Source organism: Cupriavidus sp. (genome assembly GCF_057315035.1).
The window spans coordinates 191,763-204,740 of the sequence record NZ_DBHKYV010000005.1 but is presented as its reverse complement, the minus strand read 5'-3'; the positions used below and the strand labels follow the sequence as shown (position 1 = coordinate 204,740).

Here is a 12,978-nt window from a genome sequence, read left to right as displayed (position 1 = left end):
CGGGAATGCCTACGGGCCTTCGCCGATGCGCATCATCTTGCTGAGTACTGGCCTCGGTATGGGCGGCGCGGAACAGCAGATTGTGGGGTTGGCGAAGCAATTCCTGATCGAGGGCCATGCTGTGGCCATTGTGAGTCTGACCGCTGATCAGGAAGTGGAACTACCCTCGGAAGCAACGATAGTCAATCTTGGCATGCGCAAAACCGCGCTGTCTTTTGCGGCCGCGTTCTGTCGACTTCGCCGATTTGTTCGCGACTGGCAACCGGACGTGATCCATGCACATATGGTGCACGCCAATCTTTTCGCCAGATTGCTGGCAGCGGTTGGCGGCGTGCCTCCAGTCATCTGTTCAGCCCACAGCGCGCGCGAGGGTGGTTCACTGCGAATGCTGGCCTATCGACTGACTGACAGGTGGTCTGACATGACAACGCAAGTCAGCCAGGCCGGCAAACAGGCCATGGTCACGGCGGGTGCCGTGCCTCCATCCAGGATCCGGGTTATGCCAAACGGCATCGATACCCAAAAATTCTGGCTCGATCGGGACTGCCGCGACAAAGTGCGGAGAACCTTGGAGATCGGGCCGGACACTCGACTACTGATCACCGTAGGCCGGCTGGTCGAGGAAAAGGCACAGGACGTCCTTATCGACGCGTTTGCAAACACGCTGCAAAGCGTGCGGCCTCTCGATGCCAAGCTGTTGATCGTTGGCGAGGGACCCGCGCGCCCGCGCTTGCAAGCGCAAATTGACAAGCTTGGGCTTGGCGCATCGGTGACATTGCTTGGCCTGCGCCACGATGTGCCTGCGCTGCTCAATGCAGCGGACGCCTTCGCGCTGTCTTCAAATGTGGAAGGCATGCCGCTCGTGATCGGCGAGGCCCTGGCTACCGGATGCCCGATTGTTGCCACCGATGCGGCAGGTGTACAGGAGTTGCTTGGCACCTTCGGCACCATCGTCAAACGCGGCGACACGGTTGCGTTGGCTGCGGCACTGGCCCGAACACTGGCAAATGCCCGGGGCTCGCGCGAAGATGAGTCGGCACGCCGCCAGTGGATAGTGGAACGTTTCAGCCTCACAGCCATAACAGGGCAGTGGATCGCCTGTTATCGGCAATTGATTACTTCGCACCACCACAACTCAATCGTGGAGACAGCCTGATGAAGAGCAAGGTTGCAAGCAACCTCGTCTGGATGCTGGCAGAACGCGGCTTGCAGGTGGCCGGTGGCATTGCCATAGTTGCCATGCTTGCGCGCGGGCTAGGGACCGAAGGTTTCGCCCATTTTCAGTATGCTCAGGCTGTTGCATATATCGCGGCATCCATCACGCTTATCTGCGGCGGAGAGGTGGTCATCCCGCGACTGGTGTCCAATACGAATCCGGCCGAGCAACATCGGCTGGTGATGCACGTCTTTGTCCTGCGCCTGGGTGCGGGCCTGCTGGCATACTTGCTGATGTGCGTATTCCTGCTGATCACGGGACAGGACCGAGCCATCTGGACCATTACCCTCGTGATTTGCGCCCCGGTCATGCTTCGCGAACCATTCGGCGTGGTAACGGCCTGGATGCAGGCGCGTACCCATGCGCGTCCAAACGCCGTGTTCAACGTGTCGTCCCTGACCGTCAAGGCAGCGGGCGTAGGCATCCTGTTCTGGATGGGCAGCAGTAACGTGTTGGCGTACGCCGCGCTATTTGCCTTCGAACCGATCGTTGCGGCGGTACTTCTGTCTCAGTATTACCTTGCACGAGCGCCGCGCGTACATATCGTCATCGAGCCAAGCCTGATCCGGCAACTGTTCACCGATGGTGCGCTGTTCTGGGCCAGCTTCATGCTGATGATGGCTTCACGCCGCATTGACCAACTCATTCTCAAACCGTTCGTGAGTCTGCCGGAGTTCGGCGCGTATGCCGCCTCGATGCAGATTCTCGACAACTTCACCATGCTCGCTGGCATTCTTGCAGCAGGCATCGCGCCGATGTACGTGTACGCTCAGCCCACCATTGAACAGGCGCGGCGGAACATCGCCAGGATTGCGGTATTCATGTTCGGCATCGGCTTGACTGGCGGCGTGATCATCGCCGCATGCTCGCACTGGATCATTCACCTGCTGTACGGCTCGGCGTATGCGTCGGCCGCGGACCTGCTTCGTCTTTCAGCCTTGGCATCGACCTTGTTGTTTGCGGACGTAGGGCTCACCCTGCTGGCTATCTATTTGCGTCGCCCCAAACTAGTGGCAATCAAATGGGGATTCGTGTTTGCAAGTACCGTCGCCATCGACATCATCGCCATCCCAAAGCTCGGTGCCCGTGGCGCAATCCTGGGCTACTGCGTAGCCAACCTCCTCACCGTAGCTTTTGGCATCGGCATGCTGCTCCGCGCGCGCGCACTCAGGGGAAACCGTGAGACGGTTGCCGCATGACAGCAGCAGTCAGCGTCTGTTTCCTCACGGGCACATTGAATGCCTTCGCTGGGGCCGAGCGCATGACCGCTGTCATTGCAAATCGACTCACGGCACTAGGGTTCCGCGTACACGTCTTGAGCCTTTGGGATCGACGTAGTTGCTTCCCACTGGACGAGCGTGTTGCGCACCACTCGCTTTTTGAGAGCCGCCCGTCATTCGAACACAAGTACCTGGCTACAACGCTTGGCATTCGCAAGTACTTGCGAGAGCATCGCATCGACGTATTGGTCGAGGTCGACACAATGCTCTCGCTTTTTACTGTTCCTGCTGCGCTAGGCTTGCCAACACGCCGCATCGCTTGGGAGCATTGTCATTTTGACGAGGATCTTGGAAAGAAGGCGCGCAGAGTGGCTCGCAGGCTGGCGGCCCTGACAAACAGCGCCATCGTGGTATTGACCGAACGGGACAGGCAGCGATGGCAACAGGCCCTGTCTCCCCGAATTCCAATCCACGTCATACCCAACCCCTTGCCGTTCCCCTACCCTGCACAAGCGGTTTCCGGAGACGCGAAGTCAGTTCTAGCGGTTGGCAGACTTACCGCGGTAAAGGGCTTCGATGTCCTTCTCGATGCCTGGGCAATCGTCCAAGCGCATGCGCCCGAATGGACCTTGAAGATCGTGGGCGAGGGTGAGGAACGCGAACGACTTGAGGCCCAGGCCGAAAGACTCGGAATTGCCAGTTCGGTTTCCATGCCCGGAACGTCTGCCAATATCGAGTCTAGCTATCAATCGGCGTCGATACTGTGCATGACTTCCCGATACGAGGGATTCGGCATGGTTCTGATAGAAGCCATGGCTCATGGTCTCGCTGTTGTGTCTACCAACTGCGAAGCAGGTCCGCGAGAACTCCTTGCCGACCAGAACGCGATACCGACGGTGCCGGTAGATGACGTTCAGTCAACGGCCGCAGCATTGCAGAAGATAATGGAAGACGAAACGTCCCGGATGGCCAATGCATTGGGTGGGCGGCAGCTGGCAGGGAAGTATACGGGCGCAGCGGTTGATGAGTTGTGGCAAGGGCTGTTGAAGGTTGAGAGCGGCTGGACCACGTAGATAAGATGTCGCGGGACAATATACGAAGCTGCAACCTCACCGTACAATCGAAAACCGGTAGAGCATACCAGCGCACTGGACATCCCGTAGTGGTTCTTGCGCTGATCAACTAGCAAATCTAGTCGGCATTGATCCAATCTTACTTAGATTCAACGCCGAGCGAAACTTGCGCAATTATTGTGTATAGACGGATTGCTCGCAATGGGTGCCGATTCTGTCAGCGCGCGGATTCACCGCCGGCGCAATACCTTCCGGCCAAATCGAATGAATCGCCATGCATTGCGCATCACCAAAAGATGCACTGTCGCCAATGCAAGAAACAAAGCGAACAGCCACTGCTCCGGTACCCCGAGCTTCCACCCCGCTACGCCAATTAGCCCCATGAGCGCGTTGCTTAATAGGATGATCCAAACGATGGCATCCGGCCCCAACCTTAGACGCAATAAAATGTGATGCAAGTGCGTCCGGTCAGCGGCAAGCGGATTGCGCCCCTTCAAAACGCGTCGCGTTACCACAGCCAAGAGATCAATCAGGACAAAACCGACAATCCACAGCATGACGACTGGCGGCACCCGATTGCCAAGGTTATAGGGGCGCTGCGAGAGTTCCACCGCAAACCATGCGATGCCGAACCCGAGCATCAGGCTCCCTGCATCGCCAAGGAAGACGCGCAATTTGCCGCGCAACGGATTGCGCATATTGAAAATAAGAAAGCCGAACAAGGCCCCGCAGAACACTACACAAATGCGTTGCGCCGCGTTGTTCCCGACTTCGCCTGCCACATAGGCATACCACGCAAAAATCACGAAAGCGAGACCGCCGCAAAGCCCATCAAGCCCGTCACTCATGTTCATGGCATTGACCACCGCGACCACCGCAAAGAGCGTCAGGGGAATTCCCCAATTGATGAGATCGATCTCACGCCTGCCAAGCAGATCACCTAAAGACATCAGGTAGACCCCGCCCCACGACGTCATCAGAATGCCCGCAAAAATCTGGAACAATAGCTTCGAGACGGGCGTCATGTTACGCATGTCGTCGAGGACGCCGACGACCGCCAAAAGAGACAACCCACCAAGCAATGCCACGTAGTAACCCTGCTGGCGCATAAAGAGCAGCGCCCCAATCCACACCGAAAACGTAATGGCAATACCGCCAACCAAAGGAACTTCGCCGACGTGACGCTTGCGCGCGTCAGGCCGGTCGACCAGCCCTGCGGCGGCGGCAAGGGGGCGCAGCGCCAGCACGGCAAGCATGGAGATGACAGCAATAGCGCCAGGTACCCAGAAGAAATCGAACATCAGACGGAAGCACGGTTTTGCGATTTGCAGCGCAATTGGGATGACTCAAAACGAAATCGCCAATATGTGACGGATGTCATCAAGCGCACTAGACTGCCTATATGCCAGCGCAAGTAAGTCCAGTTCCGATGGCTGGCGCGGCGAGCCTCGTGAATCACTATGGCGTGCTGCACCCAAGTGACTGAGCAGCCGAGCAAGTGTATGCGTAGACAAATGTCTGTGTCTTCACAATACAGTCTAAACTTAGTATCAAACCCGCCAAGCAGCCGATACGTGTCGTAGTCGAACAACAAGCACATTCCCGCAAGCCAGTCCACCTGCTGTTCCGGAAAAGTACAGGAGTAATCGGGTTCGCGACGACGCCGGAGACGTCGGAAGAGCAGACGAATCGGCGAGGGCGCCAAGCGAGCGCTATCTTCGAGCCATCCGTTAGGGGCTAGCACACGGGGCCCGGCGACACCGGGCCTGCGTTGAACACTATCGATGAGCGGCGCCAGGCTGGATTCATCCACTCTCACGTCAGGGTTCATCACACAAAAATACAAGGCTGAACAACATTCGAATGCCGCATTGTGATTTTCGGCGAAACCCTTCGGATGGTAGTTCTCTATCCAAATTATCGAGAAGTTCGGACCCGCTTCAATCTGTGGGCGCGCCTCCGGCAGGTTTAGCGTCACAATAACCTGCATCGGCAAACGAGTTGAAAGTTCACGCAATTGCTTGAGAAGCGGCGTCATCAGTTCGCCCTGGCCATGGCTGACAACTGACACAGACACAATCGGTGCACACGAAAAGGAAGCAACCATCAAGATTAGAGATGAATTAAGTCTCGCACCATCCCAGCAAAGCCATCGGCAAATCGCCGGTATCCTTGCGATCGGGATTCGTGAACGACACAAGCAATACGTTGAAAAATCGAGCGTCCAAAGTTCAAACGACGCGCAAAGTGTCCCCTAGCTTCTTCCAGAAGCGCGACCTTCTCATGTTCGACACGGCCCAACCCACGCAATCTTCCAAGCAAGGCATCTAGTCGGCGGATCTTATATTCAAGATGCTCGTCCCGCGGAGACTTCGCCACCTTCATTGCGTACTTGGCAATGCGAGACAACTGAGTCAACGGAACTCCTATGACATTGGTATTGTGCTGCCGGTAGTCCGTCAGCTTTGTGTCCAGCATGACGACTTCCCCCGCGATGGCAGCACACATAGCCAACCACTCATCATGGATCCAGTCCGCAGGGAAAGGTGACGCGAGGTTCAGCAGCGAACTCCGAAAAGCTGCCGTGGTACCAGTCACGAGATTGCGCCTGCAGTAGATCTCAAAAAAGCGTTTCTGGCGTGCCAATTCCCATTCGTGATGCGACAGGCGCAGGGCCTCGAATAGCGATTTACGTAGGTCGGCGTCGTGCTCATCAATCAGCCGCGCATCGGAGTGGACCAACAATGCCCGCTCATTTGCGGTAAAAATGCCCACCATGCTCGCAACCTTGGTATTTACCCAGATATCGTCTTGGTCTGCCAGGAAGATTAGGTCGGTTGTCAAAGCACCTATGGCTTGCTCAAAATTCTTGGTAACGCCAAGCCGATTGTCGTTGCGCATCAAAGACACGCGGAATAGCTGCTGCGCGTGTACGCGCTCCGCCCACGCCACCAATTGCTCCCATGTCCCGTCATCCGAGCGATCATCGCTTACGACCACCTGCGTTGGTAGGACGGTTTGATTGGCGATAGACTCCAGCTGTGCCTGCAGAAAGACACCGGCATTGCATGTGCACATTGCCACCCCGCTGGACAGGGGCATCTGACTATCTTGTTCCGGCATTCCGCCGTGTTGTTCTGTAACCATTTTCAGATCGATAGTCTGTTGAACACAAACTCGGGTAAGTGCCTGATAATCAGCATGATGAGACGCCATTTACCCGGAGCATATACCACGCTTCTCTTTCGCCTAATACCGTGAACGATATCCATGGCAACTTTTTCCGCGGAAGCAAGACGGCTTTCAGGAACACCTAGATCGGCTGTCATCGGTGTCTTAGTCGGACCGGGCTTAACGAGCATCGCGTGGACGCCACTACCATACAAACGGTGCCGAAGGCCTTCGACATGGCGGTCCACCAATCCTTTCGCGGCCCCGTAAAGGTAGTTAGAACGGCGCCCGCGATCGCCGGCCACCGATCCAATGACGACTAGCGTACCACTACCCCTGCTTACCATTTGATCGACAATCCGTTCCGCCAATAGAACCGGCGACAACCCATTTACCACAAGCGTCTCAGAGGCCAGTCGTTCATCCTTTTCCGCCTGTGCCTGATCTGGCAGGGATCCGTGCGCAATCAATGCAAGATCAATTGTGCCCAGCCGAACTTGGCACTGCGCCACTTGACGGCCAGCGCTGGAGGTATCTGCAAGATCGGCGATAAAGGTGTCCGCAACTACACGCCCGGCACCCGAAGCCGTCAAATCCGCAGCAATTGCGTCCAGTTGGGTGGCATTTCGCCCTACGAGCAGAAATCTCAATGATTCGTTCCGAAATGTGCCGATCAGGCTTCGAGCCGTGTGTTCTGCAATGCGGGACCCCGCGCCGAGTATCAAAATATTCATGGTGTCAGACCGGCGCGGTGACGCGCCGCCAGAAAGTGGAATTCAACCGGGGGTCGCGTAGCGCCTCGAGTTGGCGCCATGCGGGATAGGCGGACTGGAATAATGCCGCCGGCATAAGTGCGTCTTTTGCTGGGTACAGTGCGCCACCGCTGTCGGCGACAATACGATTGAGCGCACTGCAAAGCCGGTGTGTCGTCTGACCGAGGTTGGGAAAATCCAAGGCCAACGTGATGCCCGCCCGCGGAAAACTAAGCAGCCCGGGGGTCGGACGCATGCCAAATTTCTTGAGTACTGCAAGGAACGATCCCTGACCGGATCGCGCGATGATATCGAGGATCGCGGAGATGCCGTCAGCTCCAGCCGACGATGGCAGCACACATTGAAACTGATAGAACCCCGACCTGCCATAAATTCGATTCCACGACAGCACGCTGTCCAGAGGGAAGAAATATGGGTGTATCGATTGCTCGCTTGTGCCCTCCTTGCCACGCCACCAATACAGCTGATTGAAGACGGCTAGAGAGGCGCGATTCACGAGTGGCACAGGCGGAGTGATAGGCACGGATTTCGGCGCGGGTACTTCAGGCCAGCGAATTTTGCCTGGTGATATTTCCTGCAAATGATCACCTGCATAGAAGATACCCCTACCGATCTTGCCGCCGTGACTCAAGCAATCCAGCCACGCCACTGTGTATTCGTGCTTTGCCTCCGCATCCGTATCCAACGCCTGGAACTCGTCGATGGTTGCAAATCGCGTGGTTACCACGCGCATGTAGCCGGTATTCACGGGCCTCAGACGCAAGCATGCGCGCACGATGATTCCGGTCAGACCCAATCCACCGATCGTGGCACGAAATAGATCAGAATGCGCATCTTCCGAGCATCGGATCATGCCGCGATCCGTACGCCAGAGATCAATCCATTCCACATGGTCCCCAAACGATCCGCAGCGATGGTGGTTCTTGCCATGAACATCGTTGGCTATGGCACCACCGATGGTTACAAAGCGCGTCCCAGGAACTACGGCTGGAAACCATCCATATGGCATATAGGTCGTGATCAGCCGGTCTAACGTCACACCGCTATCGCACGTCACAAGTCCGCGCTCGGCGTCGAACTCGATTAGACGATCCCATTCCCGCGCCAGAACGGCGCCTTCGCCGCAATTCAAGCCGACATCGCCATAGCTGCGGCCGTTCCCAATGGCAAGCAGTGATTGCGGCGTATCCAATAGCTGAGGTTCCAATCGCCCATTGGTATAGCGGTCAAGCTGGACGACTTCATGCTCGTACGGCCCAGGCAATCCCCAGGAGCGCAGAAAGACCTTGCTCACTCCTTGCTCCCTGCGAGAAAAACACAAATCCCGCGTCGATAGACGCGGAGGACCGTACATAGCTCCATCGCTTCACGCTCAACCGCCCTGGGCGCATCTACAACAATCGCGCCGCGCGCCACACGCCAGACAGACAGATCTTCACGGGCATTGCCAGCATAATCAAAGTTGGCGGCGCCGAATTGCGTTACAAGCGCATCTGCCTTGATGCGCCCGGACAGATTGGTCCCGCGTGTGGCAATGACTCGATCAAAGCAGCCCAGGTGCTCAGCTACCGCTTCCGCTATGCGATAGTCAGCTGCCGTAGCTAGCACAATCGGACGCCTACCCACCTGCCCCTTAATCCAAGCGAGAAACTCGACGTCATACGGCAAACGCTCAGGCGACGGAATCTGACGCGCGGCGATCTGTGCTTTCAGATTGGCCTTCCCCTTGAGCAACCACACCGGCAGCAGCGGCAGCCACCAAGGCGAACGGAGTGCGAGCCTGTACACGGAGTAAATTAGGGTATCGCCTTTGATAAGCGTGCCATCAAGATCCACACAAAGCGTCACCGTGGTGCAGCCGTCCGCAGCATAACGGGTGTTCGCATGCACCTTAGTCAATTCGTACTTTTCCATTATCTTTCCACCCCGCCGCTTGTATGGGCGAGACGATTGCGCTCCCCTGCACGCAAAAGCCGAAATAAGGCGAACATACCCAAGGAAACCACATACCACAGCGTAGTAAAGCGATTCACCAGCGTCGTCGCCACGGCATCGCCCATTGGAACACCCGCCTGCACTAACATCGCCACCATGACAAATTCCGTACTGCCAATCCCACCTGGCATGAAGCTCAACACGCCAACCAAGCGGCTCAGAGCATAGATCATGAATACGCTCGACAGCGCCATTTCGTGCCCTTGCCAAGACAGCACGCAATGCAAGGCCCAGGCTTCGGCAGTCCATGCGAGCGCAGCCAGCAGTAAGCCGCCGGCAAGTGGGCCAACTTGCAAGCAGCAACGCGCATCGATAGCAATCTGGCAGATATGCCCCCAAAACCTTCCAAGCCGGCTCTCGGCCTTTTCGCACTTGCGCCCCGCAATCCTCCACGGGACAATGCACAGACCAAAATATGCAATTGCCATCAGGGCTGCACCGATTGTTGCCACTCGACTCCCTCCTTGAATGCGAGCCACGCCGGGCAGCGCCAGCAACAGCACAGCAGTCAGATCAGAGAGCCGCTCGGCAACAAACAATGCCGCATTGCGCGCAAATGGCACGGCATAGCGAAGGAGAAAGACGCCACGCACCATTTCGCCCGCCTTCCCAGGGGTAGCCGACAACGCAAATCCCGCAGCATAAATCCATGCGGATGGCCCCACTGGCACTCGCAATTGCAGCGCATGCATGTACAAACGCCAACGCACAAAGCGGAGTAAATAATTCGCACTGGACATCATCAGCGCGAATCCAACGCCGGCAACCCCAACCTTCTCAAGTGCAGCAAAAAACTCCGTGCGCCCCGCGTATAGGGCCGCCGTCACATAGAGCACTGCGGCGAACAGTACACACCACAGCGCATTGCGCAGTTGCCTTCCCAGCCCCTGAAATTCTTCAACCATCAGGACAGTATCCAAGCCGTGGAAAAAGCCCAAAGCAATACCGTTACTAGCAAATGGCGGTCGACCAGAAGATCCCGAGCCGTATCGCTGCCCTGGCCCGCGCCATATAGCAAATATAGATAGCGAAACAAGCCATACAGAAGGAAAGGTACGGTGTAAATCAGGTTCGGCGTGCCATGTAACTGAATGGTCTCCGGACTTACGGTATACAACCCATAGGACAAGGCCGTCCCCGTAGCGCAAATTCCGATGTACTGATCCAACTGCGCTGCCACGTAGTTTTTCAATACTCGCCTCGTTGTTCCCGCTAACTCATTGCTTTCCTCATGCATCAGCAATTCCGCGCGGCGCTTGGTAAAACCAAGAAATAGCGTAACCATCATGCTACACATTAGCAGCCAGTTCGACACATTGAGACCAATGCCTAGCGTTCCGGCCAATATCCGCAACATAAAGCCAGCAGCAATGCAAAATACGTCGAGAATGGCGATATGTTTAAGCCACACTGAGTAAAAGCCATTTAACGTCAGATAAGCCGCCACCATGGCCATGGCGGTCCATCCGACGTATCCCGATAACCCTAGACCTGCACCCGCAAGGCACGTAAAGATCAGGAACGCCTCAGACCGTCCAATCACTCCGCTAGCGATGGGCCGAGAGCGTTTTTTCGGATGCAACCGGTCGGACTCGACATCTAGCAAATCGTTAAGCGTGTATACAGCGCTTGCCGTTGCACAGAATGCCACCAGCAAAATCAATGCAGAGATCAGCTTAGGGCCGTGCAGCTGGTGTCCGAAAAGAACGCCAATCAAGACGAAGCCATTCTTGATCCACTGGTGTGGGCGCAACAGCTTGGCGTATCCACGTAACTTGTTGGCGGTACCATACGTACCGGAAACCCCATTCATTTCTGCCCCGCCCATGGCCGAAAGGAAAAATGCTTGTGTCCAAAATAGCTCGTGAACACCGGCACCATGACTCCAATAATATGTCCGGCTGTTTCTGCCACAGCGGCATCAGCGACAAAACGTGGCAGTAGCCAGACTCCGAATAGCCAACTGAAGCCGAGTGTTTGTGCGATCGCTGCAACATTGACGAGCGCGAAAGCAAGAAACTGATGTGTCGCCTTGCCATGCCGGCCATTGAAGACGAGATAGCGGCTCAGGACGAACGCCGTTACCATGCCCGTCAAGTACGCCGCCGACACCGAATGAAGGTATGGCATGAAACATCCGTAGATGATGCGCGAGCCGACATTCACAGCCGCAGCAATGCCACCTGCGATCAGGAACCGAATAAATGTGGCACTTGGCCCACGCTCAGGCTGCACAGACCGACTCCGCCAGCTGTTTCCCACAACGGACGCTTTCGCAGATTGACCGGTCTTCCGGATAGTAGTAGGACGTGTCCGCCATCCAGAAACCTGCGACCGGTGTCCTCATCCCAGGCAGCATGTCGAAAAAGCCGGGCGGGCAAACCGTCTGCGCATATTCATAGCGCGAAACCTTACTACTAAGGACCCAATCCTCACGAAACTTCGGGTTGATGCGTGCTAAATACGATTTGACTTCCGCTAGCAATTTGACATCATCTTCACGATACTTTGGATGCGACGCGGGCATATAAAATGGTGCATATACAATGTGTTCGCCACCCATCGGATTCAGGTTTGAATACTCGATTATCCCGGGAATCTGGATAGCAGGGTCATTGATATTCACCCAAAAGTTTGGAGTAATCTGGTTCTTTAGTTTTAGAATGACGCATGCCACCGCAATGTTGTCTATGGCATCGATTTTGTTCCGGAATGCTGCCGGCATGTTCGGCACCAAACGGGGAACATACTGAATCGGCACTGTTGAGATCACAGTGCTATAGTCGTGGTCTCCTTCGGCGGTCCGCACACCGGTCACCCGCTCCTCCTCCACTAATACCTGGCGGACTGGCGTGCGCAAGTGAATGCGGCCACCAAGCGCAAGGATCTTTTCCTCCATACGTCGCAGCAACACTTCCGATCCGCCTTCAAGATAGCCTAGAGACTCTTGAAATAGGCTACGCCGAGACAAGCCAACGCGCTTGATGCGCGTCCCAAGCCACGCTGCCGAAATTGAGTTGGTGAACTCGTGGAACTTGAGCTCAAACAGACTTTTCCAAAGAATGTTATAGCCGCGTTCGCCAAGCCAACCCTTTAGCCAATCAATGACGTTGACCTTATCCAATTCCTTCCAGTCACTAATGCCCTTTGTCTTCATGACCATCGCAGCATAGCGCAGCTTGGTAAGCATATCGAGCTTTGGAAAGCGCAATAGGCTTTGCGGGGTGCCCCAAGGATAAAGCTTACCATCGAAGAAATAGCCCATCTTCGTATCGACCCATTTAAGGTTCTCGATCAAGCCCATCTCGCGTAGCAGCGCAAACATCGGTTCATCCGGCCCACAAATGAAGTGGTAATAGCGCTCAATTAGTAGCCCGTCAAAGTCAAACGACGCAGACATGCCACCGATACGATCGTCATGCTCATAAATATCCACTTGGCGGCCTTGCTTCAAGAGCTCAAGCGCCACGATCAGACCCATCGGGCCTGCGCCGATTACCGCCGTTTTCTTGTTTACCATACTATGTTCT

13 protein-coding genes are annotated in these 12,978 nt (G+C 55.8%); 3 read left to right on the top strand and 10 right to left on the bottom strand.

Annotated elements, in window-relative coordinates:
• Nucleotides 1-25: 25 nt before the first annotated feature.
• The 3 genes from ACO550_RS10805 to ACO550_RS10795 are packed head-to-tail and all read left to right on the top strand — an operon-like array spanning nt 26 to nt 3,509.
• Nucleotides 26-1,156, top strand: a complete 1,131-nt coding sequence (locus tag ACO550_RS10805) for a glycosyltransferase (protein ID WP_315592635.1) — start codon at nt 26-28, stop codon at nt 1,154-1,156.
• A complete protein-coding gene (locus ACO550_RS10800; RefSeq protein ID WP_315592636.1) occupies nt 1,156-2,415 on the top strand; it encodes a lipopolysaccharide biosynthesis protein in 1,260 nt (419 codons plus the stop codon). Before ACO550_RS10805 ends, ACO550_RS10800 begins: the two co-directional genes overlap by 1 nt.
• Entirely contained in the window at nt 2,412-3,509 is a 1,098-nt protein-coding gene (locus tag ACO550_RS10795) for a glycosyltransferase (RefSeq protein ID WP_315592637.1), read from the top strand. Before ACO550_RS10800 ends, ACO550_RS10795 begins: the two co-directional genes overlap by 4 nt.
• Nucleotides 3,510-3,739: 230 nt before the next feature.
• Here ACO550_RS10795 and ACO550_RS10790 read toward each other — a convergent pair whose 3' ends face one another.
• From ACO550_RS10790 to ACO550_RS10745, 10 genes are all read right to left on the bottom strand, one after another.
• Complete coding sequence (locus tag ACO550_RS10790; protein WP_315592638.1) at nt 3,740-4,810, bottom strand: MraY family glycosyltransferase; 1,071 nt, start codon at nt 4,808-4,810, stop codon at nt 3,740-3,742.
• Nucleotides 4,810-5,547 carry a glycosyltransferase family 2 protein gene (locus tag ACO550_RS10785; protein ID WP_315592639.1) on the bottom strand — a complete coding sequence of 246 codons (738 nt, stop codon included), beginning with the start codon at nt 5,545-5,547 and terminating at the stop codon, nt 4,810-4,812. The genes ACO550_RS10790 and ACO550_RS10785 overlap by 1 nt, the downstream gene beginning before the upstream one ends.
• A 74-nt stretch (nt 5,548-5,621) precedes the next feature.
• Nucleotides 5,622-6,611, bottom strand: coding sequence for a glycosyltransferase (locus ACO550_RS10780; protein ID WP_315592640.1), 990 nt, complete (start codon nt 6,609-6,611; stop codon nt 5,622-5,624).
• A gap of 47 nt (nt 6,612-6,658) precedes the next feature.
• Nucleotides 6,659-7,414, bottom strand: coding sequence for an SDR family NAD(P)-dependent oxidoreductase (locus ACO550_RS10775; protein ID WP_315592641.1), 756 nt, complete (start codon nt 7,412-7,414; stop codon nt 6,659-6,661).
• Nucleotides 7,415-7,418: 4 nt separating this feature from the next.
• Nucleotides 7,419-8,747, bottom strand: a complete 1,329-nt coding sequence (locus ACO550_RS10770) for an FAD-binding protein (RefSeq protein WP_315592642.1) — start codon at nt 8,745-8,747, stop codon at nt 7,419-7,421.
• Nucleotides 8,744-9,367 carry a hypothetical protein gene (locus ACO550_RS10765; RefSeq protein WP_315592643.1) on the bottom strand — a complete coding sequence of 208 codons (624 nt, stop codon included), beginning with the start codon at nt 9,365-9,367 and terminating at the stop codon, nt 8,744-8,746. The genes ACO550_RS10770 and ACO550_RS10765 overlap by 4 nt, the downstream gene beginning before the upstream one ends.
• Complete coding sequence (locus ACO550_RS10760) at nt 9,367-10,353, bottom strand: flippase-like domain-containing protein (RefSeq protein WP_315592644.1); 987 nt, start codon at nt 10,351-10,353, stop codon at nt 9,367-9,369. The genes ACO550_RS10765 and ACO550_RS10760 overlap by 1 nt, the downstream gene beginning before the upstream one ends.
• The gene (locus tag ACO550_RS10755) at nt 10,353-11,261 is read right to left on the bottom strand and encodes a decaprenyl-phosphate phosphoribosyltransferase (RefSeq protein ID WP_315592645.1); all 909 of its coding nucleotides are present in this window, start codon (nt 11,259-11,261) and stop codon (nt 10,353-10,355) included. The genes ACO550_RS10760 and ACO550_RS10755 overlap by 1 nt, the downstream gene beginning before the upstream one ends.
• Nucleotides 11,258-11,683, bottom strand: coding sequence for a GtrA family protein (locus tag ACO550_RS10750; RefSeq protein ID WP_315592646.1), 426 nt, complete (start codon nt 11,681-11,683; stop codon nt 11,258-11,260). The genes ACO550_RS10755 and ACO550_RS10750 overlap by 4 nt, the downstream gene beginning before the upstream one ends.
• Nucleotides 11,673-12,968: an FAD-dependent oxidoreductase gene (locus ACO550_RS10745; RefSeq protein WP_315592647.1), complete on the bottom strand. Its 1,296-nt coding sequence runs from the start codon at nt 12,966-12,968 to the stop codon at nt 11,673-11,675. The genes ACO550_RS10750 and ACO550_RS10745 overlap by 11 nt, the downstream gene beginning before the upstream one ends.
• Nucleotides 12,969-12,978: the final 10 nt, after the last annotated feature.